The sequence below is a fragment of the Vandammella animalimorsus genome (genome assembly GCF_002288875.1).
Lineage (GTDB): Bacteria > Pseudomonadota > Gammaproteobacteria > Burkholderiales > Burkholderiaceae_C > Lampropedia > Lampropedia animalimorsus.
The window spans coordinates 1-20715 of the sequence record NZ_NTBH01000005.1 but is presented as its reverse complement, the minus strand read 5'-3'; the positions used below and the strand labels follow the sequence as shown (position 1 = coordinate 20715).

18 protein-coding genes and 1 pseudogene are annotated in these 20715 nt (G+C 64.4%); 16 read left to right on the top strand and 3 right to left on the bottom strand.

The features are described from left to right. Positions 1-38 precede the first annotated feature (38 nt). Both CLI93_RS08350 and CLI93_RS08345 read left to right on the top strand, forming a co-directional pair. Complete coding sequence (locus CLI93_RS08350) at positions 39-1745, top strand: ABC transporter permease (RefSeq protein ID WP_095543648.1); 1707 nt, start codon at positions 39-41, stop codon at positions 1743-1745. A 3-nt stretch (positions 1746-1748) separates the two neighbouring features. Then, positions 1749-2840, top strand: a complete 1092-nt coding sequence (locus CLI93_RS08345) for an ABC transporter ATP-binding protein (protein WP_095543649.1) — start codon at positions 1749-1751, stop codon at positions 2838-2840. Between the two features lie 53 nt (positions 2841-2893). Here CLI93_RS08345 and proB read toward each other — a convergent pair whose 3' ends face one another. Further along, positions 2894-4060 carry a glutamate 5-kinase gene (proB, locus tag CLI93_RS08340; RefSeq protein WP_095543650.1) on the bottom strand — a complete coding sequence of 389 codons (1167 nt, stop codon included), beginning with the start codon at positions 4058-4060 and terminating at the stop codon, positions 2894-2896. Between the two features lie 190 nt (positions 4061-4250). Then, positions 4251-5312, bottom strand: coding sequence for a tRNA 2-selenouridine(34) synthase MnmH (gene mnmH, locus CLI93_RS08335; RefSeq protein WP_095543651.1), 1062 nt, complete (start codon positions 5310-5312; stop codon positions 4251-4253). On the opposite strand from mnmH, the gene CLI93_RS14870 reads away from it, so the two are divergent. The 14 genes and pseudogenes from CLI93_RS14870 to CLI93_RS08270 all read left to right on the top strand — a co-directional run bounded on the left by CLI93_RS14870 (position 5311) and on the right by CLI93_RS08270 (position 19760). Further along, on the top strand, positions 5311-5550 hold the full coding sequence (locus CLI93_RS14870; protein ID WP_143326479.1) for a hypothetical protein: 240 nt from the start codon (positions 5311-5313) through the stop codon (positions 5548-5550). The genes mnmH and CLI93_RS14870 overlap by 2 nt on opposite strands. Before the next feature lie 49 nt (positions 5551-5599). Beyond that, positions 5600-6301, top strand: coding sequence for an arylesterase (locus CLI93_RS08330; RefSeq protein ID WP_095996029.1), 702 nt, complete (start codon positions 5600-5602; stop codon positions 6299-6301). A 22-nt stretch (positions 6302-6323) separates the two neighbouring features. Next, a complete protein-coding gene (locus CLI93_RS08325) occupies positions 6324-7193 on the top strand; it encodes a TlpA disulfide reductase family protein (protein WP_172424348.1) in 870 nt (289 codons plus the stop codon). Beyond that, on the top strand, positions 7193-7906 hold the full coding sequence (locus tag CLI93_RS08320; RefSeq protein WP_095996025.1) for an AraC family transcriptional regulator: 714 nt from the start codon (positions 7193-7195) through the stop codon (positions 7904-7906). Before CLI93_RS08325 ends, CLI93_RS08320 begins: the two co-directional genes overlap by 1 nt. Before the next feature lie 107 nt (positions 7907-8013). Continuing rightward, positions 8014-8232 (top strand): helix-turn-helix domain-containing protein, encoded by a 219-nt coding sequence (locus CLI93_RS15635; protein WP_095996026.1) that lies wholly within the window; start codon positions 8014-8016, stop codon positions 8230-8232. 420 nt (positions 8233-8652) lie between these two features. Next, on the top strand, positions 8653-10827 hold the full coding sequence (locus tag CLI93_RS08310) for a TonB-dependent siderophore receptor (RefSeq protein WP_095996027.1): 2175 nt from the start codon (positions 8653-8655) through the stop codon (positions 10825-10827). A 5-nt stretch (positions 10828-10832) separates the two neighbouring features. After that, positions 10833-11330: a hypothetical protein gene (locus CLI93_RS08305; RefSeq protein WP_095543368.1), complete on the top strand. Its 498-nt coding sequence runs from the start codon at positions 10833-10835 to the stop codon at positions 11328-11330. A 551-nt stretch (positions 11331-11881) separates the two neighbouring features. Next, positions 11882-13306 (top strand): arginine-ornithine antiporter, encoded by a 1425-nt coding sequence (arcD, locus tag CLI93_RS08300; protein ID WP_095543367.1) that lies wholly within the window; start codon positions 11882-11884, stop codon positions 13304-13306. 116 nt (positions 13307-13422) lie between these two features. After that, complete coding sequence (arcA, locus tag CLI93_RS08295; protein WP_095543366.1) at positions 13423-14673, top strand: arginine deiminase; 1251 nt, start codon at positions 13423-13425, stop codon at positions 14671-14673. A 24-nt stretch (positions 14674-14697) separates the two neighbouring features. Then, complete coding sequence (locus CLI93_RS08290) at positions 14698-15708, top strand: ornithine carbamoyltransferase (RefSeq protein ID WP_095543365.1); 1011 nt, start codon at positions 14698-14700, stop codon at positions 15706-15708. Between the two features lie 92 nt (positions 15709-15800). Continuing rightward, a complete protein-coding gene (gene arcC, locus CLI93_RS08285; protein WP_095543364.1) occupies positions 15801-16730 on the top strand; it encodes a carbamate kinase in 930 nt (309 codons plus the stop codon). 528 nt (positions 16731-17258) lie between these two features. After that, complete coding sequence (locus CLI93_RS08280) at positions 17259-17864, top strand: type IV toxin-antitoxin system AbiEi family antitoxin domain-containing protein (RefSeq protein WP_095543363.1); 606 nt, start codon at positions 17259-17261, stop codon at positions 17862-17864. Then, positions 17861-18713, top strand: a pseudogene (locus tag CLI93_RS08275) (nucleotidyl transferase AbiEii/AbiGii toxin family protein). Before CLI93_RS08280 ends, CLI93_RS08275 begins: the two are co-directional and overlap by 4 nt. Before the next feature lie 120 nt (positions 18714-18833). Continuing rightward, entirely contained in the window at positions 18834-19760 is a 927-nt protein-coding gene (locus CLI93_RS08270) for an integrase core domain-containing protein (protein WP_143326452.1), read from the top strand. 247 nt (positions 19761-20007) lie between these two features. Here the strand turns inward: CLI93_RS08270 and CLI93_RS14865 are convergent, their stop codons facing one another. Beyond that, positions 20008-20391: a hypothetical protein gene (locus tag CLI93_RS14865; RefSeq protein ID WP_143326451.1), complete on the bottom strand. Its 384-nt coding sequence runs from the start codon at positions 20389-20391 to the stop codon at positions 20008-20010. Between the last annotated feature and the right edge of the window lie 324 nt (positions 20392-20715).

The window sequence follows — 20715 nt, the reverse complement described above, 5'->3', positions numbered from 1 at the left end:
CCTTGCCCGCCGCGCACCTTTTTCACTTTCCTCTCCCTATGTCTTCTACTGCATCGGCCCCCTGGCCCAAAGGGGTAGCGCTGGCGGCATTGCTGGTGCTGGCCTTTCTGGGCCTGTTCCTGGTGGTGCCCGTGGGCACGGTGTTCTACACCGCGTTCGTCGATGGCAATGGCGCGCCCACGCTGGGGCATTTCAACGCCTTCATGCAGCAGCCGCTGCTCAAGGAGTCTTTTTTCAACAGCCTGTACGTGGCGCTGGCGGCCACGCTGGTGGCCTCGCTGATTGCCGTGCCGCTGGCCTATCTGACGGTGCGCTTTCGCTTCCGGGGGGCGCTGGCCATCCAGACGCTGGGCGTGCTGCCACTGATCATGCCGCCCTTCGTCGGCGCAGTGGCCATGCAGCTGATCTTCGGGCGCGCGGGCTCCATGAACCTGTTGCTCGATGAGCACTTGGGCTTCACCATCCCCGTGATGGAGGGGCTCACGGGCATCATCTTCGTGGAGTCACTGCACTACTTTCCCTTCATCCTGATGAACCTGACCATGGCGCTGCGCAACATCGACGGCGCCATGGAAGAAGCTGCCGTGAACTTGGGCGCCAAAGGCTGGCGCCTGTTCTGGCGCGTGATCTTCCCGCTGGGGTTGCCGGGCTACATCGCCGGGGCCTCGCTGGTGTTCGTGAAGGTGTTCGACGATCTGGGCACGCCGCTGGTCATGGGCGTGACCAACATGCTGGCGCCGCAGGCCTACCTGCGCATCACCCAGGTGGGGCTGGACGACCCGCTGGGCTACGTCATCAGCGTCATCATGATCGCCTTTTCCATCCTGGCGCTGTGGCTCTCGGCGCGGGTCATGAAGGGGCGCGATTACTCCACGCTGCAAAAGGGCGGCAGCGCCATCGAGCAGCGCCGGCTCACGCGCTGGCAAAGCGTGCTGGCCTATGCCTGGATTGCGCTGGTGCTGCTGCTGGTGCTCTCGCCACACCTGGGCGTGCTGCTGTTGTCGCTGGCCACGGTGTGGAGCTATGCGCCGCTGCCCGATGGCTACACGCTGGCGCACTATGCGGCAGTGTTCAGCGAATCCAGGGGCATGATCGGCAACACCCTGCTGTACTGCGGCCTGGCCGCCGGGCTGGACGTGGTGCTGGGCACGGCCATCGCCTACATCATGCTGCGCAGCAAGCTGCCGGCGCGCCAGTGGCTCGATTGGATCGCATCGGCCGCGCTGGCCGTGCCTGGCATCGTGCTGGCCATTGGCTACATGCGCACCTTCCGCAACGTGGAGATCCCCTTCACCGACGTTGGCCTGACCAGCACCTGGCTGCTGATCATGATCGCCTACGCCGTGCGCCGCCTGCCGTATGCGCTGCGCTCGTGCGTGGCGGCGCTGCAGCAGGTGCACATCTCGCTGGAGGAGGCCGCCGCCAGCGTGGGCGCCAGCCGCATGCGCACCATCGGGCGCGTGGTCGTGCCGCTGATGGCCGGGGGCATTCTGGCCGGCTTCGTCACCAGCTTCATCACCGCCGCCGTGGAGCTCTCGGCCACCATCATGCTGGTCACCAAGGACAGCGATGCGCCCATGAGCTACGGCATCTACCTGTACATGCAAAGCGCCTCGGGCCGCGGCCCCGGCGCCGCCCTGGGCGTGCTGGCCGTGCTGGCCGTGGCCGTGGGCACGTATGCATCGCACCTCATCGTCGAGCGGGCCTCATCGCGCTTTCGGCCTGCGCGCAGCCAGGAGTCTTGAGCCATGAATAAAGTCAGCGTCGAGTGCCGCAACATCCGCCTTGCCTATGGCAAGACCGAGGTGCTCAAGGACATCAACCTGCACATCGAGGCCGGGGAATTCTTCGCCCTGCTCGGGCCATCGGGCTCGGGCAAATCCACGCTGCTGCGGCTGATTGCCGGCTTCAACCAGCACCAGAGCGGCCAGCTGCTGGTCGATGGTCAGGACATCAGCCGCGTGCCGCCGCACAAGCGCAACATCGGCATGGTGTTCCAAAGCTACGCGCTGTGGCCGCACATGACGGTGTGGGACAACGTGGCCTTCGGCCTGGTCGAGCGCCGCGCCAGCCGCGACGAAATCCGCCGCAAGGTCGGCGCCGCGCTGGACACCGTGGGCCTGCAACACCTGGCCAAGCGCCGCCCCAATGAGCTCTCTGGCGGGCAGCAGCAGCGCGTGGCGCTGGCGCGCACCATCGTCATCGAGCCGCAGGTGCTGCTGCTGGACGAGCCGCTGTCCAACCTGGACAAAAACCTGCGCGTGCAAATGCGCCAGGAGCTGCTGTCGCTGCAGCGCCGCCTGGGCATCACCACCATCTTCGTCACCCACGACCAGGAGGAGGCCATGACCACTGCCGACCGCATGGCCGTGATGGACCAGGGCGTGGTGCAGCAAGTGGGCAGCCCGGCGGCGCTGTACGACTACCCGGTCAACCGCTTCGTGGCCGATTTCGTCGGCACCATGAACGTGCTGCCCGGTCAGGTGCGCCAGCGCAGCGCCGAGCGCATCGTGCTGGGCATCGACGGCCTGGGCGAGCTGGCCCTGCCTGCCACCGCCGAGACCAGCAGCGGCCAGGATGCGCTGGTGCTGAGCTTTCGCCCGCACACCGTGCGCATCCAGGCCGAGGGCAGCGATGGCGATGCCGGCTGCATCTGGATTGCCGGCGTGGTCGAGCGCAGCGAGTTCCTGGGCGAATTCACCCGCTACGAAGTGCGCGTGGGCGATCAGCTCACCGTCACGGCCGACCAATCGCACCGCGCCGGCGCCAGCCCCTTCGCCCCCGGCGCAGCCGTGCGCATGGGGCTGGAGCCCTCGCAAATCCGGCTGCTGCCGGTGTAAGCGCCTGTTCAAAGAACATCCGCTTCACAGCCTGCGGCGCGGGGCCGCGGCCGTCACAGCAGCACCAGGTTGTCTCGGTGCACCATCTCGGGCTCGGCCACGTAGCCCAGCAGGGCCTCGATGGCTTCGGAGGGCTGGCGGCAGAGCTTGCGCGCCTCCTGGTCGCTGTAGTTGGCCAGGCCGCGCGCCACCTGCTGGCCTTGCTCGTCCTCGATGGCGATGACCTCGCCGCGCGTGAAGCGGCCCTTGACCTGCACCATGCCCACTGGCAACAGGCTTTTGCCTTCGTGGCGCAGCTTGCGCGCTGCACCCGCGTCGATGACCACGCTGCCGTGCCATTGCAGGTGGTCGGCAATCCACTGCTTGCGCGCCTGCAGCTTGTGCATGGGCGCATACAGCAGCGAGCCGATGCCGTGCTCGCCGGCCATGAGGCGCGGCAGGATGTCCGGCTCGCGGCCCCAGGCGATGATGGTCGAGGCGCCCGAGCGCGCGGCGCGCTTGGCCGCCAGGATTTTGGTGAGCATGCCGCCAGTGCCAATGGCGCTGCCAGCGCCGCCGGCCATGGCCTCCAGCGCAGGATCGCCGGCCTGGGCCAGCTGCACCTTGGTGGCCTCGGGGTGCTTGCGCGGATCGGCGGTGTAAAAGCCGTTCTGGTCGGTGAGGATGATGAGCAGGTCGGCCACCACCAGGTTGGCCACCAGCGCGCCCAGCGTGTCGTTGTCGCCAAAGCGGATTTCGTCGTTGACCACCGTGTCGTTCTCGTTGATGACCGGCACGATGCCGCGCTTGAGCAGCGTCAGCAGCGTCACGCGCGCGTTCAGGTAGCGCTCGCGGTCGGCCATGTCGGCATGCGTAAGCAACACCTGGGCGCTGCCCAACTGGTATTGGCGCAGCATGGTTTCGTACATCTGCACCAGGCCCATCTGGCCCACGGCGGCTGCGGCCTGCAGCTCGTGCAGCTCGCGCGGGCGCTTGCTCATGCCCATGCGTTTCATGCCTTCGGCAATGGCGCCGCTGGAGACCATGATGACCTCGCGCCGCTCCTGCCCGGGCGCGCCATGCACGATATGGCTGAGCTGACGCGCCCATTCGCTGATGGCTTCGGCATCCAGGCCCTGGCCCTGGTTGGTCACCAGGCTGGAGCCAACCTTGACGACGATGCGCCGGGCGCGGCGCACGCTGTCCCAAGGGGAAGAGGAGATCTCGGCGGAAGAAGCCATGGCAAGAGGGCAGAAGAAGCAAAAGCTGGAAATTGTGGCACAAAGCCCACCGTCGATTGGCCGCCAGTTGGCCGCCAGTTGGCATGTGATCGAGCGCGGATTGCCAGCCCCCCATGCGCCTCAACCAGCCTGGCGTTGCAAGCGCCGCAGGCCGCCCCGCGCGCTGGCACAGCCACTTGGATGGGCAGCGCTACGCCTCGCTGGCCAGAATGGCCGCGCCAGCCGCCGCCAGCGCAGCGGGCGAGCGCTGTGGCAGCACCACGGCCTGCGCACTGTCAAAACGCGTGAAGTTGCGCCGGGTGGAGCGCTCATAGCCTGGGTCGTAGTGCTGCGCCAGCAGCGCGCGCACCACGGCCTCAATCTGGCCGGCGCGCACCTGGGCCTGCCAGGCCTCGACGGTGGCGCGCCCGCGCAGGGCGGTGAGCGTTTGCAGACGGCGGCAGAAAAATTCCGGGTCCTGCACGAAGAAGGGATAGTCCTCCAGCAGCAGGGCCACGCGTTCGTGCTCGGCCAGCTGCACGTGCAGGCAATCGCTGGCGCGCATGGCCTGCATCAGCGCATCGGGCAGGGTGCAGTTGCCCACTTTCTTGCTTTCGGCCTCCACGTACACGGGCCGTGCGGCGTCAAAGCCGCGCAGCGCTTGCCAGACGCGCATCTCGAACTGCTTTTGCGAAGGCTGGGGCTGCCCAGGAATCAGCCCCAGCACCGAGGCGCGATGGCTGGCCAGCGCCTCCAGATCCAACACCTGCGCGCCTTGCGCGGCCAGCGCCTGCAGCAGCCGCGTCTTGCCCGAACCGGTGGGGCCGCACAGCACGCGGTAGCGCAGGCGCGCCGCCTGCTGCGGCAGATCGGCCAGCATGGCCTGACGGAAGGCCTTGTAGCCGCCCTCGATGCGCTGCACGTGAAAGCCGATCTGCCCCAGCACCAGCGCCAGCGCGCCGCTGCGCTGGCCGCCGCGCCAGCAGTACACCAGCGGCCGCCAGTGCTTGGGCAGGGCCTGCACATGCTGCTCGATGTGGCGCGCGATGTTGGCCGCCGTCAGGCCCGCACCCAGCTTGCGCGCCTCGAACGCGCCGACCTGCTTGAACATGGTGCCCACGCGGGCGCGCTGCTCGTCGTCCAGTGAGGGCCAGTTCACCGCGCCAGGCAGGCGATCGTGGGCAAACTCGCTGGGGCTGCGCGCATCGATGATGGCGCTGAACTCGCCCAGGCGGGCCAAGGCCTGGGCAGCGGAAATTTCTTGAACACTCATGGATGGGACAAAACAAACCGGGCTGGCGCGCAAGACAGGCCGCGCAGCGGTCGCGGCAAAAAGGCCGGGGGCTGTTGAGATTGGGTTGGCGAAGCGACTTTCGAGGCAAAAGCCGCAGATGCAAGGCGAAAATGCGCGCAAGGTTGTGCATACCGTACAAGCATTTTCAACGCAGCAGCTGCGCAGTTTTGACCGAAAACACCGCCGCAACACTGAATCTCAACAACCCCTACAGTGACGCCAGCCTGTGCGACACGGCCCGGATCACCAACCCACAAACAATCAACATGAAGCATACGACGAGCGGCCCGCGCCACCGGCCGACCACAGCCTTCGACCCGGCCCGCCGCCATGCGCTGCGCTGGGCCGCTGCCGCAGCGGCCGCCCCGGCGCTGCTGGCTGCGCTGGCCGCCTGCGGACGGCGGCGCGCCAAGGCCCAGCCCGTGCCCACCGGCGCCACCGTGCTGGCGCTGGGCGATTCGCTCACCCAGGGCGTGGGCGCCAGCGCCGAACAGGCCTTCCCGCCCCTGCTGGCGCAGGCCACCGGCTGGCAGGTCGTCAATGCCGGCGTCTCGGGCGACACCAGCGCTCAGGCGCTGGCCCGCCTGCCCGAGTTGCTGCAGCAGCACCGCCCGCAGCTGGTCATCGTCGGCATTGGCGGCAACGATTTTCTGCGCCGCCAATCCACCAGCCAAACCAAGCAGAACATCACACGCATCGTCCAGGCCTGCCTGGATGCCGACGCGCAGGTGCTGCTGGTGGCCATCCCCGGCCTGGGGCTGCTGGCCACGGCCGGCCTGCTCAGCGACCATGCCATGTACGAAGAGATTGCCGACGAACTGGGCGTGCCACTGCTGGCCGATGCCTGGGCGCAGGTGCTCTCCGAGCCGCAGTTGCGCTCGGACCAAATCCACGCCAATGCACAGGGCTACGCCGCATTCACCGACAAGCTGCTGGCCGGCCTGCACGCCCACGGGCTGCTGCGTTGAACAGGTTCTGAAACCACCCGCCATGCATGCCACCTTCACCCTAGGCCCCCTGGTCTTCCCAGCGCAATTGCTGCTGCTGGCACTGTGTGTTGCCGCCGGCCTGGCCTGGGCGCGCTGGCGCAGCCGCCGCCACCCGTGCCAGGAACAGCAGGCCCTATCGCGCACATTGCACCAAGCGCTCTGGATGGGCTTGCTGGCAGCTCGGCTGGGCTTCGTGTTGCAGTACCACCAAGCCTACCTGGCCCACCCCTGGAGCGTGATCGACATCCGCGATGGCGGCTGGTCGCCCTGGGTGGGGCTGATGGCCGCCTGGTTCTACGCCATGCTGGCCACGGCCCAAACCCGCCAACGCCAGCGCCAGCTCATCGCGCCCATGGCCGCTGCAAGCCTGCTGTGGGTGGGTGGCCAGGCCGCGTTGCTGTGGCAGCAGGCCCCCGGGCTGGGCCGCCTGCCGGCGTTCACCGCCCCATCCCTGCAGGGGCCGATGCAATCGCTGCAATGCCTGCAGGGCCGACCGGCCGTGGTCAACCTCTGGGCCACCTGGTGCCCACATTGCCGCAACGAAATGCCGCTACTGGCCCAGGCCCAGGCCGAGCACCCTCAGGTGCAGTTCGTCTTCGTCAATCAAGGCGAATCTGCGCAGACCATCACCCGCTTTCTGCGCAACCACCGCCTGCCCATTGCCCCCGTCTGGCTGGACGCCAAAGGTGAGCTGGCCCGCCACTACGGTCAACCGGGCCTGCCGCTGACGCTGTTTTTCGATGCCAACGGCCAACTGGCCAGCACCCGCGTCGGCGCCCTGTCCGCCGCCAGCCTGCAGCAGCGCATCCAGGCGCTGCGCCACAGCGCCCCGCCCGGCCCAGCCAGGCCCGCGCAAGACAAGGACTGCTGATGCCGCGCAGTGCCGCGCCGCGCTTCATCGAGCACCGCAGCGAGCGGCTGCACCTGCTGGTGCGCGGCGCCGAGCACGCGCCGCAGGCGCCACGCTACATGGGCGGCAGCGGGCACTGCGTGCAGGCCGGGCTGTACGTCACGCTGCTGGTGCACGGCAGCCTGCAACTGCGTTGCGGCGACTGCGCCAGCGCGCCACGCAGCGGCGGCATGCAGGTGCTGGCCGTGCGCGAGCCCCTGCCCTGGAGCGCACAGGGCCAGGCCTGCGCGCTGTGCGCCGTGGGCGTGAGCATGCTGCGCGCCGATCTGCGTGCGCGGGCGCTGGAGGGTTGGTTTGACGACCTGTTCGCCCCGCACCAGGCGCTGCGCCAGGTGCAGGTGGCGGCCGAGCCGCGCTGCCTGGCATTGGCGCAAGACATTCTGGGCAGCGACCCGCGCCAGCCCTTGGCGCTGATGCGGCTGGAGGCCGCCGCGCAAACCATCTTCCTGCGTGGCATTGCGGCGCTGGAGCAGGCGCGCGCGCCTGCGCCGCACGAGCGCCTGTTGCACCTGGCCGATGCGCTGGAGGCCGACCTGGCCCGCGCCTGGACGCTGGACGACATGGCGCGCCTGGCCGGCATGAGCGCGCGCAGCCTAAGAGCCTGTTCAAAATCTCGGCGCGAGTGGGCAAGAAGCGGTTTGGGGTGGGCTGCAAGGCGCAAAACGCAGCCATAGCTGGGGCTATGGCGAGGCTTTGCAACGCAGCAGAGCGCCCAAATCCGCTCTCTTGACCGCCGTGCAAAGATTTTGAACAGGCTCTAAGCGCGGCCTTTCGCCGCGAGCTGGGTGCCTCGCCCTTTGGCTGGCTGCGCCAGCGTCGCCTGCTGCGCGGCCGGCACATGGTGCTGGACGAGGGCCTGCCCATCGCCCTGGCGGCCGAGCGTCTGGGCTTCAGCAGCGCGGCGCACTTCAGCACCGCCTTTCGCGCCCATTTCGGCCAAACGCCCAGCCAGATGCGCCGTCAGGGCGGGCTTGCGCCGGGCCAGCAAGGGGGCGGCTAAAAGCCTGTTGAAGGCTCGCCAGGCAAACGCCTGCCAGTGGGCAACGATCAACATGCTGGCAAATGCAAATCATTCGTCACTAGAGCGTGTTATGCACTTTTCGCCCTCCGCGAGAGCACCCCGGCGTGTGCAGTGCAAGACGCCGTTTCCGCCGCAGCCCGGTGGGCTGCAAGGAAACGGCAACGCCGCAATGCGCAGGCCGGGGCGCTCTCCCTTCGGGCTGGCCCCAAAGCCATGCACTCGCCGCGTTGGCCCGCTTGCCAAGGCAGCCAGCCTTGGCCGCGCGCGCCGCCTTGCGATTACACGGCTTTGGGGCCAGCGCGGGGGGCGAAAAGTGCATAACACGCTCTAATGAAAGTGCACGGATGACCGGCAGCCTAGATTCCTCCATCACACACATCGCAGCATGGAGGCATCGCAATGACAGCGCAGTTCGTTTCGCGGCCGTGGCAGCGCCGCGTTTTTTCTTCTCTTTCTTCCTCTCCGGCAAGCCCGCCCGGGTGGGCGCATGGCGTGCTGGCGACGGCGGCGCTGGCTTGCCTGGCGGTGGCAAGCCCCGGCTGGGCGGCGCAGCCTGCCACCCAGCCGGGCCAGCCGGTGGTCGGCGAGCTGCCCACCGTGACCGTGCGCGGCGATGTGCTTGATGCGCCCGATGCGCCTGGCGAGGCCGCTGCCGATGAAGGGCGCAGCGGCAAGCTGGCACAGCGCGCGCAGGGCGCGACCAAGACGGATACGCCGCTGCTGCGCACTCCGCAGTCGGTGTCCGTCATCACCGAGACGGCGCTGCGCGACAGCGGCGCCACCAGCCTTGACCAGGCGCTGGCCTACCTGCCGGGCCTGTACGCGCCGGTGAGCGGCGGCAACGATTCCAGCCGCTACGACTTCGTCAGCCTGCGCGGGCAGAGCTACAACGGGGCAATGTTTTTCGATGGCATGCGCGCCAGCTTCGGCATTGGCAACCTGAGCCTGCCGCAGTTCGACCCCTGGCTGATCGAGCGCGTGGAGGTGCTGCGCGGCCCGGCCTCGGCGCTGTACGGGCAGGGCTTGCCCGGCGGCCTGGTCAACGTGCGCGCCAAGCGCCCCAGTGCTCAAGCGTCCCAAGATGGCCGGGCGCAGCGCGCGGCCGGACTGACGCTGGGCAGCCACGGCCAGCGCGCCCTGCGGCTGGATGTGGGCGGCCCGGCGGGCCAAGGCGCGCTGGACTGGCGGCTGGCGGCGCTGGCGCGCGAGGCAGGCAACCAGATCGCGCATGTGCGCGAGCAGCGTGTGGCGCTGGCGCCTTCGCTGCGCTGGCGCATCGCGCCGGGCACGGCGCTGACGCTGCTGGCCAGCCATCAGCGCGACCCCAAGGGCGGCTACTACCACAGCGCGCTGCCCATGCAGGGCACGCTCACGCCGCTGCCCGATGGCGGGTACATCCCGCGCCGCTTTTTCGTGGGCGAGCCGGCCTTCGACCGCTTTACGCGCCGCCAAAGCACGCTGGGCTACGACTTTGAACACGCCCTGGGCCAAAGCTGGCAATTGCGCCACGCGCTGCGCGCCATCGACTCCCAGGCCGAGGTGCAGGCGCTCTCGGCCATTGCGCTGGCGCCACCGGCCACGCTGATGCGCTCGGCCATGGCAGTGGATTCGCACACCCGCGCGCTGCTGAGCGACACCACGCTGCAAGGCCGGGTGCAAACCGGCGCTGCGCAGCACCACCTGCTGCTGGGGCTGGATGCCATGCGCAGCCGCACGCACCAGCGCCTGGGCATGAACCTGCAAGGATTGCCGCCCATCGACATCTGGCAGCCCGGCTACGGCCAGGCCATCGCCGCGCCCAATGGGCCAGACCGCGCCTTCTCCGGCCGCGCCGCGCTGGGCTACCGCTTGGGCGATGCACTGGCCGCCTACCTCAGCCACGGAAGCTCTTTCCTGCCGCAAACCGGGCTGGATGCGCGTGGCCAGGGCTATCGCCCGCTGACGGCCCGGCAATGGGAGGCGGTCCTCAAATACGCGCCGCCGCAAGGCGGTCTGCAACTGGCCGCCGCCATCTTCCAGATCCAGCAAAAGAACGCCCTCACGCCCGACCCAGAACCCAGCCACGTCTGCCCCGGCCTGACCGGCCCCGGTGCCTGCATGGTGCAAACCGGCCGCCAGCGCACCCGTGGGCTGGAGCTGGAGGCCAAGGCCGAGCTGGGCCGCGCCAGCTTCGTGCACGCCAGCCTCACCCTGCTGGACGCGCGCATCACCGCCAGCAATGGCCCCGAGCTGGGCCAGCGCCCCGTCAATATCCCCGGGCGCACGGCCTCGCTCTGGCTCGACCACGCCCTCAGCCCCCAATGGCGCGTGAGCCTGGGCCTGCGCCACACCGGCAGCACCCATGCCGACCCCGCCAACACCGTGCGCGTGCCCGGCCACACGCTGATGGATGCCGCGCTGCGCTACCGCTTTGGCAACGGCGGCAGCCATGACAGCGCCAGCGGCGAGCGCCCCAGCCTCACACTGCGCGCCAGCAACCTGGCCGACCGCCGCTACGTCAGCTGCGCCAGCGCCAGTTACTGCAACTGGGGCCGGGGCCGCACATTCAGCGTTGAACTGCATTACCCTTGGTGAGCCGCATGCAACACGCCAACCCCACACCCCCCGCAACGGGCCTGGACGCCGACCTGGCCCGCCAAGTGCAGCAGCGCATGGACTTCAGCCACTGGCCCGCACTCATCGTGCGCATGCCGGGCGCGGATCAGGCCCCCATCCTGTTCGGCATGATCGAAGCCGCGCTGCGACGCGGCCAGCCCTTTGCCCTGGTAGCCGACATGGCCGAGTACCTCAGCGGCCCGCCCGAGACGCCCGAGCAGCGCAAGAGCGCCGCGCTGTGGCTCAAGCAGCACCGCCAAGCCTTTTTCGGCCTGTGTTGTGGCAACGTTTACGTGCTGGCCGACGAGCGCGCCCGCGCCGCCTTGTTGGCTTCAGGCCGCCAGCAGGCCAGCGCCAGCGGCCTGCCCATCGAAGCCGCCGCCACGCTGGAGGAGGCGCTGGCGCTGGCGCAACAGCTGCTGAATAAAGCAGGCCCGCTGCCGCAGCAAAATGCTCAGGAAACAAAAAATAACCAAATGTGAGCAAAAAATGGGCATTTTGAGGCCGAATATCCGAATAAATAAGTAGATATTTGAAAAATAATGGCCTTCGAGCCTTTCCTTTGCTTATGATGGCCGAAAGGTGAGGGGGACAGCAGAAGCCCAAATTGAAGAGCGCAGCAAAGCCATTTTTGATGGCCTGATGTTGTAGATGTTGTGCGCGGACTGGGGAGGTTTGTTGCACACACAGACCATGGCAGCGCTCAAATGGCATTGCCATGGTCTGTGCTTACATCCCATATATATCAAAATCACGCATTCGGCTTTTCTGAGCAAACCATGAACAGGCTTTCGGGCCATGTGGTTCATCAGGTTATGGGCGGTAATACTCGCATGCTGGCAGATTTTCTGTTTGAGGCTCTCTGAAAACCCTTCTTGATGGGTGCAGCCTGTATGGGCAGTGTGGCACTTGGCTCTTTCAGTGGCGCTTTTTTCGTTCAGTGATTGGCAATTGCTGCAGGTTCTTTGAGCAGCAGGCATGGGATGTGCGGCTGCTGCATGCCCCATCGTGATTCGAGGAAGGAGATCAAGCCATGGCACAGGAAGGCAAATTGCGGCTGGGCGCACTCACGGCGCTGGTGGTCGGCTCCATGATCGGGGGCGGCATATTTTCCATCCCGCAGAACATGGCCGCCGGCGCTGCGGCTGGCGCCGTGCTGATTGGCTGGGGGATAACGGCCATTGGCATGCTGATGCTGGCTTTCGTGTTCCAGACTCTGGCCAACCGCAAGCCTGAGCTGGACAACGGGGTTTATGCCTATGCCAAAGCGGGTTTTGGCAATTACTTGGGCTTTTCATCGGCCTGGGGCTATTGGATCAGCGCCTGGTTGGGCAATGTCAGTTATCTGGTGCTGCTGTTTGGCACTCTGGGCTATTTCTTCCCAGCCTTTGGCGAAGGCAATACCACGGCGGCCATCATCGGTGCCTCGCTGGTGCTGTGGTTTGTGCACGCCCTGGTGCTGCGCGGTATCAAGGAGGCTGCCTTCATCAATTTGGTCACCACCATCACCAAGGTGGTGCCGCTGCTGACCTTCATCGCTCTGGTGGGCCTGGCCTTCAAGATGGATGTGTTTACAGCCGATTTCTGGGGCCAGGGCAATGCCGAGCTGGGCAGCGTGCTGACGCAGGTCAAGAGCATGATGCTGGTGACGGTGTGGGTGTTCATTGGCATTGAAGGCGCCAGTGTGTATTCAGCCCGCGCGCAAACGCGCAGCGACGTGGGCAAGGCCACGGTGCTGGGCTTCATCGGTGTGCTGCTGCTGCTGGTGATGGTCAATGTGCTCTCGGCAGGGGTGATGAGCCAGCCGGAGTTGGCCAAGCTGAAAAACCCGTCCATGGCCTATGTGCTAGCGCACGTGGTGGGCGGCTGGGGCGCGGCGTTCATTTCCATCGGCCTGGTCATTTCCCTGGCCGGCGCGCTGCTGTCATGGACTTTGCTCAGCGGCGAGATTTTGTATTCAGCCGCCAAGGATCAAACCATGCCGGCATTTTTCCGCCGGGAGAACCGCAATGGCGTGCCAGCCAATGCGCTGTGGGTGTCCAATGGCTCCATCCAGATCTTTTTGATTCTCGCGCTGCTGTATGGTCAGTCCTATCTCGACCTGATTTATCTGGCCACGTCGATGATTCTGATTCCGTACTTTTTCTCTGCCATTTATGCCGTCATGATTGCCGTGCGCGGCGAAGGTTATGGCCAGGCCGACCCCCAGCGCAATTGGGACATGCTCATCGGCGCGCTGGCCGTGGCATACAGCGTCTGGCTGCTGTATGCAGCGGGATTGAAATATTTGCTGCTGTCTGCACTGCTGTATGCACCAGGCGCTATTGTCTATGCCAAGGCGCGCATTGAAAATGGCCAGCCGGTATTTAACGACATTGAAAAAATGTATTTTGCTGCAGCCCTGATCGGTGCCGCATATGCTGGATATGGGCTTTACAAGGGCACATTGACAATTTGAATTACCCTGTATCTGCCGCTTTCAATCCCCGAATGATTTTGAATCGGCAGGCAGGCAGCGATGCCGCTATCGAGGCGGCGCGCCAGTGATTTTTTACGAAGAGGAAGGGCCAATCCATGCAATCGACAAGCCCACTGGGCGTTTTCTCTGAAGTTGGCAAGCTGCGCCGCGTCATGGTGTGCTCCCCAGGCTTGGCGCACACCCGGCTGACGCCGGACAACTGCGACGAGCTGCTGTTCGACGATGTGCTGTGGGTCAGCCAGGCCAAGCGCGACCATTTCGATTTCGTCACCAAGATGCGCGAGCATGGCGTGGAAGTGCTGGAGATGCACAACCTGCTGACCGAGGCCATCAGCCAGCCCGAGGGCCTGCGCTGGGTGCTCGATCGCAAGATCACGGCCAACACTGTGGGCGCCACCGTCATGCACGAGCTGCGCGCCTGGCTGGAGGGGCTGGAGCCGCGCCGCCAGGCCGAGTTTCTGATCGGCGGCGTCAGCGTCAATGACTTGCCCAAGGAGTTCAATCCCGATGGCATGGCCTTCATCAAGGCGGCCAAGGGGCATGGCGGCTTTGCCATTGCGCCGCTGCCCAACACCCAGTTCACCCGCGACACCACCAGCTGGATCTACGGCGGGGTGACGCTCAACCCAATGTACTGGCCCGCGCGCCAGCAGGAGACTCTGCTGGCTGCGGCCATCTACAAGTTCCACCCAATGTTTGCCGGCCAGGTCAAGGTCTGGTGGGGCGACCCGGATCAATCCTTTGGCAATGCCACGCTGGAAGGTGGCGATGTCTTCCCCATCGGCAAGGGCGTGGTGCTCATCGGCATGGGCGAGCGCAGCTCCATCCAGGGCATTTCGCAGGTGGCGCGCCAACTGTTCGAACAGGGCGCGGCCGAGCGCGTCATCGTCGCCGCGCTGCCCAAGACGCGCTCGGCCATGCACCTGGACACGGTCTTCACTTTCTGCGATCGGGATTTGGTCAGCGCCTTCCCTGGCGTGGTGGATCGCATTGCCTCTTTCAGCCTGCGCCCCAGCGACAGCCACCCCAGCGGGCTGGACGTGCGCCAGGAGCGCAAGCCCTTCGTGGACGTGGTGGCAGAGGCGCTGGGTCTGAAAAAACTGCGGGTCGTGCACACCGGCGGCGACGACTACGCCGCCGAGCGCGAGCAATGGGACGATGGCAACAACGTCATCGCACTGGAGCCCGGCGTGGTCGTGGGCTACGACCGCAACACCTACACCAACACCTTGCTGCGCAAGGCCGGGGTGGAAGTCATCACCATCAGCTCGGCCGAGCTGGGCCGTGGCCGTGGCGGCGGGCGCTGCATGACCTGCCCCATCGTGCGCGATGCCGTGGACTACTGAACCGCCCGAAGAAAGGACTGCACCATGGCCTACAACCTGCACAACCGCCACCTGCTCAGCCTGCTGCATCACAGCCCAGTGGACTTGCGCTATTTGCTCGATCTGGCCCGCGACCTCAAGCGGGCCAAGTACAGCGGCACGGAAATGCAGCACCTGCGCGGCAAGAACATCGCGCTGATCTTCGAGAAAACCTCCACCCGCACACGCTGCGCCTTCGAGGTGGCTGCTTACGACCAGGGCGCCAACGTCACCTACATCGACCCCAGCTCCTCGCAGATCGGCCACAAGGAAACCATGAAGGACACGGCCCGCGTGCTCGGGCGCATGTACGACGGCATCGAGTACCGAGGCTTTCACCAAGAAGTCGTACAGGAGCTGGCCCAATACGCAGGCGTGCCCATCTTCAACGGCCTGACCGACGAATACCACCCCACGCAGATGCTGGCCGACGTGCTGACCATGCGCGAGCACAGCGACAAGCCGCTGCACGCCATCAGCTACGCCTACCTGGGCGATGCGCGCAACAACATGGGCAACTCGCTGCTGCTGGTGGGCGCCAAGCTGGGCATGGACGTGCGCATTGCCGCGCCCAAGGCCCTGCAGCCCAGCCAGGAGCTGGTTGAGCAATGCCGCGCCTTTGCCGCCGAAAGCGGCGCGCGCCTGCTGCTGACCGAAGACCCGCGCCAGGCCGTGCAGGGCGTGGACTTCATCCACACCGATGTGTGGGTTTCCATGGGCGAGCCCATCGAGGCCTGGAACGAGCGCATCGAGCTGCTGCTGCCCTACCAAGTCAATCTGGAGATGATCAAGGCCAGCGGCAACGCGCGCGTCAAATTCATGCACTGCCTGCCCGCCTTCCACAACAGCGACACCAAGGTGGGCCAGCAAATCGCCGCGCAATACCCCAACCTGGCCAATGGCATCGAGGTGACCGAGGAGGTCTTCGAATCGCCCTACAACATCGCCTTCGACCAGGCCGAAAACCGCATGCACACCATCAAGGCCGTGCTGGTGGCGGCCCTGGGCGGCCTGTGATCCTGTCGTGAACAGGCCTGCGCCCTGCCCGGCCGCAGCCACCGCCCACCTCAACGCACGCCACAGCACCATCCAACAAGGAGACCCAGCCCATGCGCATCGTCATCGCCCTGGGCGGCAACGCACTGCTCAAACGCGGCCAGCCCATGAGCGCTGAAAACCAGCGCGACAACGTGCGCCAGGCCGTGGCGCAAATCGCCAAAATCCATGCTGGCAACGAACTCGTCATCGCCCACGGCAACGGCCCGCAGGTGGGCCTGCTGGCCCTGCAGGGGGCGGCCTACACCGAGGTGGACACCTACCCGCTGGACGTGCTGGGCGCCCAGACCGAAGGCATGATCGGCTACATGATCGAGCAGGAACTGGGCAATCTGCTGCCCAAGCAGGTGCCGCTGGCCACCATCCTGACCCAGGTCGAGGTGGACTTGGCCGACCCGGCCTTCCAGCACCCCACCAAGCCCATCGGCCCCATCTACGAAGCGGCCCAGGCGCAGCAGCTGGCGGCTGAGAAAGGCTGGCACATCGCGCCAGACGGCCCGCATTACCGCCGCGTCGTGCCCAGCCCGCGCCCGCAGCGCATCTTTGAAATCCGCCCCGTGCAATGGCTGCTGCAACAAGGCACGGTAGTGATCTGCGCCGGCGGCGGCGGCATCCCCACCTGCTACGACCAGCAAGGGCGTTTGTGCGGCGTCGAGGCCGTGATCGACAAGGACCTGTGCTCGGCCCTGCTAGCGCAGCAGCTACAGGCCGAGCTGCTGGTCATCGCCACCGATGTGGATGCGGCCTACGTCAACTGGGGCCAGCCCGGCAGCAAGGCCATCGCCCAGGCCCACCCCGATGCGCTGCGCACGCTGACCTTCCCGGCCGGCTCCATGGGCCCGAAGATCGAGGCCGCCTGCGAATTTGCCGAACACACCGGCCACACCGCCGTCATCGGCGCGCTGCAGGACATCGAAGCCATCGTGCGCGGCCAGGCCGGCACCCGCGTCAGCACCGCCGCGCCCGGCATTCGCTACCACTGAATGCCCACCGTTGCAAGGCTTCTGCGCAGAGAACGTCCCTTTGCGAAGGGTCTGCACAGACCGAGCGACTGCAGCGTGCGTTGGTCGTGCTGTGCCCGACTGTAAATATCAGCCTAGCGTTGTGAAAAACGGGATTGAAATCAGAAGAAGATCGGCCAACAGCTGACAGACTACACAAAGAAAAACGCCCAACCGTGAATGGTTGGGCGTTTGTGTTTGGTGGTGTAGTTCTCTACAAGAGGAGGCTTTTCTGCCACACGGGCGTTGCCGTCGTCGGCGTGGTTTTATATTGATCGCGCATCCAAGGGCAAATGCGGCACTACCGCGCATTTGCTCGCTGCCACAGGCAACGCACGATCAGTGGTTTGATCCCGGCCCGGGGAATCGCACAGGCGTGCCATCGCGCCATGAATGGGCGGAAACTGGCGTCGCAATGGCGCATGTCAGTCGTCACATGGCTGGACGGCAGAAGTTCCGTTTTATCGTCAAAATGTTGTATTAAACGAATAAACGGAGCAAACTCTCACCATGCTCGCTGATACCCACACCCGACGCGTTCTCGAGCTGGCCAGCCAGAAAGGACTGCTGCGCGCCAGCGATCTAGACGCCATCAATGCGCCCAGGGTTGTCCTGACGCGCCTGATCGCCACTGGCGTTCTGGACAGGGTGGGGCGTGGCCTGTACCGCCTATCAGATGCGCAGGGATCGGAATTCGAAAGTCTCGCAGCCGTCGCCACCAAGGCGCCGCAGGCCGTGTTCTGCCTGCTCACGGCGTTGCAATTTCACGAGCTGACCACACAACTGCCGCGCCAGATCTGGATCGCCATGCCACGCGGCAGCCACGTGCCACGGATCGACTATCCGCCAATCAAGATGGTTCAGATGATCGACAGCGTCTACACGGTGGGTGTCGAGGAACACCTGCGCGAGGGCGTGAAGCTGAGGGTATACGGCGCGGCCAAGACGGTCGTGGACTGCTTCAAGCACCGCAACAAGATCGGCCTAGACGTGGCATTGGAGGCACTGAAAGACGCTCGGCGCAGCGCCAAAGCAACGGCGGATGACCTGTGGCGCTATGCAAAGATTTGTCGCGTGGCCAACGTGATGCGCCCCTATCTGGAGGCTGTCGAATGAGCAACATGGCCGCCTCCGTCCGCGCACGCCTGCTGGGCATCGCCAAGGCACAGGAATCGGATTTCAATCAGGTGCTGGTGCGCTTCGCACTGGAGCGCATCCTCTATCGCCTGAGCCAATCCGAGCATGCGGGTCGTTTTTTGCTCAAGGGTGCGCTGCTGTTCACGCTTTGGTACGACATGCCGCACCGGGCCACGCGCGATGCCGACCTGTTGGGTTTCGGCGCAAGCGATTTGGAATCCGTCGCGCAAGTCTTCCGCGAGATCGCTGCCATCTCGGTGAACGATGGCATCGTGTTCGATCCGGCCTCAGTCGCCGCTGAGGAAATCCGCAAAGAAGCAGGCTACGGCGGCGTGCGGGTGACTATCGCAGGCGAGCTGGCGAAAGCGCGCTGCAAGACGCAGATCGACGTCGGCTTCGGTGACGCCGTTACGCCTGGGCCGGTGGATTCGGTCTACCCTGTGTTGCTGAACGACTTGCCCGCGCCGCGTCTGCGCGGTCTATCCGACCTACACCGTGGTCGCGGAAAAGCTCCACGCCATCGCCCTGCTAGGCATGACGAACAGCCGCGTGAAGGACTACTTTGACCTGTCGGTGCTGCTGGAGCGCGAAACTCTCGACGCCGATCTACTCGCCCAGGCGATCAAGGCCACCTTCGAGCGTCGCGGCATGGCCGTACCTACCGAGCTGCCGGTCGGTCTCACGGACGAGTTCGCCCACGATACGTCGCGGCAGGCGCTGTGGCAGTCGTTCGTCAAGAAGAATGAACTCGCCTCCGAGCCCCTGGCTGCCATCGTGGTTCGGCTAAGGACAGCCTTGGAATCGGCATTGAACCGCGCCGTGCGATGACTGCGCACGTCCTGGGCGCTACCTGCTCGCGCTCATGGCCACAGTCGGTCCAGTTCCCATGCAGATTTGCATGGGGGCTCCAATGACTCCCCGGTCATCCCCCGTATTTCTTGACGCCCCGTGCTATTGCTTTGCCTGATCCTGTTCATCCTGCTCGTGTATTTTTGGCTCGCCCAAATCCAGCGACGCAAGAAGACATTCCGGTATCGCCGCGCACCTCTCGCCCCCGCTGACAGCGAAGCGGCTGCGCAAAACCAGGGGCAAGTGCGCATCGGCCAACCCAAGCCCCAGTGGGTAGTGAAAGAGGTGTTGCGCATCAAAGCCCTGATGGGCAAGCAAGCCGGATGCCGTACGGTGGCGCACACATTCAACCGTTTGCACGCACCGCAAAGCGTGGGCAAAACCTACGTCCATGAGGTCATCCAGACGCATCAGTTGGAGTTGCTGAACCTCACGCGTAATCTGCGCAGCCAAACACCCAAAGTACTGCCCATCCATGCCGTCTGGGCCATGGACGTGACCCATGTTGCCGCGTGCGGCAAACCGCAAGCATTCCTGGGCATTCTCGATCACGGCTCGCGGCTGTGCATTCGGCTCACAACGCTGATCAACAAACGCAGCTGGACGCTGCTGGGGCATCTGTGCCTGGCCATCGGTCAGCATGGTAAGCCCCGAGCGGTACGCACGGACAACGAAGCCATCTTCAACAGCTTCGTGTTCACGACATTTTTAAAACTGGTGGGCATTCGCAAGCAAACCACGCCTGTTTGTGCACCCTGGTGCAATGGACGGATAGAGCGATTTTTCGGCACTATCAAGCCTTGGCTGCGGCAGCTGGTTCATCAAAGCGCAGCGGACGTGCAAAACGCCCTTCAGGAAGCCGCCTGGTTTTACAACCATGTGCGTCCGCACCAAAACCTCAAGGGCTTGACGCCCAAAGAAGCCTGGGATGGGCTGGCGCCGGAAGACCTCCATCGGGGTGCACGGGACACGCTGCTTGTGCAAACCCTGGATGGCGTGCTTTGCGGTTATTGGATCAGGCGTTAAAGCATCCCAACACTTTTCACAGAACTGTCCGCTGGGTTTGTGCGTAGCGCAAGGGATCAACGCGCCTGTTGGGGCGGGATCGAGCAAGAAATAGCGCGAAAAGAGAAGAAATCACACGTGCGGATGCTGTGATGGTGCGCTCAACTGCGAGTTTCAGCCCTGTTTTGTGAAAAAACGGGGTTGAAAGTAGGTTAAGAAGTGTCGGCGGACAGCGGACGGGACAACGGTACAGACAACCACGGGAGGATCATTCAACATAAATCAACTCAACCGAATCACCTGAAGCCAGCGCACACAAATCACTCCAAGAGTCCACTTCGAATACAGAATATGTTAGCTCAATCATGCTTTGATTGGCGCAAAAATTGCCGAGCCTTAAGTTATTTTCTAGAGATATTACTTTTCTAACTCCTTTGTATAGATATTTGGCTTTTTCGTCATCAACAAGTAGAGTTCCTCGCTCATTGAAGTCTTGGAGGGATTTTGCAAACCTATCTATTTTTTTTTCAGCCAGTTCGCTATTAATTGCCCTCACTAGATAAACGTTTTCATAAATCAAATATGAGTCCTGAGTATCCTTCATTAACTCAAAATAAAATATCGCATGGACACAATACCAGCTCTTTTCCATTTGCTATTTCCTTCTCTTTTGTTTATTTCGAACTCCTCTTCCTTTCTGCTCTTTTTGTAGTCGCCTTTTTTCTTTGGGGTCAATTTTGGGGTCATTGATTCGATCTTGAATTTCCTCGTCAGTCATTCCCTCTAATCCAGTATCCCTAACACGTTGGCGGCCACCTTTGGCCCATAATAAATTCTTTCCTAGCCAATTATTGAGCAGAAATCAAACAACTTGAACAAATAAATCCTTCAAGCCGCATATTTGACGCTGTCCTTTTGAAAGAACTGCTTGACCTTTTGAGGTGACTTCTGCAGGTGTCTCATGTGGCTGACTGCG

Excerpts from the sequence above, each read along its gene's own strand:
- CLI93_RS08350 (WP_095543648.1), top strand. The coding sequence starts at position 39 with ATGTCTTCTACTGCATCGGCCCCCTGGCCCAAAGGGGTAGCGCTGGCG.
- CLI93_RS08345 (WP_095543649.1), top strand. The coding sequence starts at position 1,749 with ATGAATAAAGTCAGCGTCGAGTGCCGCAACATCCGCCTTGCCTATGGC.
- proB (WP_095543650.1), bottom strand. The coding sequence starts at position 4,060 with ATGGCTTCTTCCGCCGAGATCTCCTCTTCCCCTTGGGACAGCGTGCGC.
- CLI93_RS14870 (WP_143326479.1), top strand. The coding sequence starts at position 5,311 with ATGGATGGGACAAAACAAACCGGGCTGGCGCGCAAGACAGGCCGCGCA.
- mnmH (WP_095543651.1), bottom strand. The coding sequence starts at position 5,312 with ATGAGTGTTCAAGAAATTTCCGCTGCCCAGGCCTTGGCCCGCCTGGGC.
- CLI93_RS08330 (WP_095996029.1), top strand. The coding sequence starts at position 5,600 with ATGAAGCATACGACGAGCGGCCCGCGCCACCGGCCGACCACAGCCTTC.
- CLI93_RS08325 (WP_172424348.1), top strand. The coding sequence starts at position 6,324 with ATGCATGCCACCTTCACCCTAGGCCCCCTGGTCTTCCCAGCGCAATTG.
- CLI93_RS08320 (WP_095996025.1), top strand. The coding sequence starts at position 7,193 with ATGCCGCGCAGTGCCGCGCCGCGCTTCATCGAGCACCGCAGCGAGCGG.
- CLI93_RS08310 (WP_095996027.1), top strand. The coding sequence starts at position 8,653 with ATGACAGCGCAGTTCGTTTCGCGGCCGTGGCAGCGCCGCGTTTTTTCT.
- CLI93_RS08305 (WP_095543368.1), top strand. The coding sequence starts at position 10,833 with ATGCAACACGCCAACCCCACACCCCCCGCAACGGGCCTGGACGCCGAC.
- arcD (WP_095543367.1), top strand. The coding sequence starts at position 11,882 with ATGGCACAGGAAGGCAAATTGCGGCTGGGCGCACTCACGGCGCTGGTG.
- arcA (WP_095543366.1), top strand. The coding sequence starts at position 13,423 with ATGCAATCGACAAGCCCACTGGGCGTTTTCTCTGAAGTTGGCAAGCTG.
- CLI93_RS08290 (WP_095543365.1), top strand. The coding sequence starts at position 14,698 with ATGGCCTACAACCTGCACAACCGCCACCTGCTCAGCCTGCTGCATCAC.
- arcC (WP_095543364.1), top strand. The coding sequence starts at position 15,801 with ATGCGCATCGTCATCGCCCTGGGCGGCAACGCACTGCTCAAACGCGGC.
- CLI93_RS08280 (WP_095543363.1), top strand. The coding sequence starts at position 17,259 with ATGCTCGCTGATACCCACACCCGACGCGTTCTCGAGCTGGCCAGCCAG.
- CLI93_RS14865 (WP_143326451.1), bottom strand. The coding sequence starts at position 20,391 with ATGGAAAAGAGCTGGTATTGTGTCCATGCGATATTTTATTTTGAGTTA.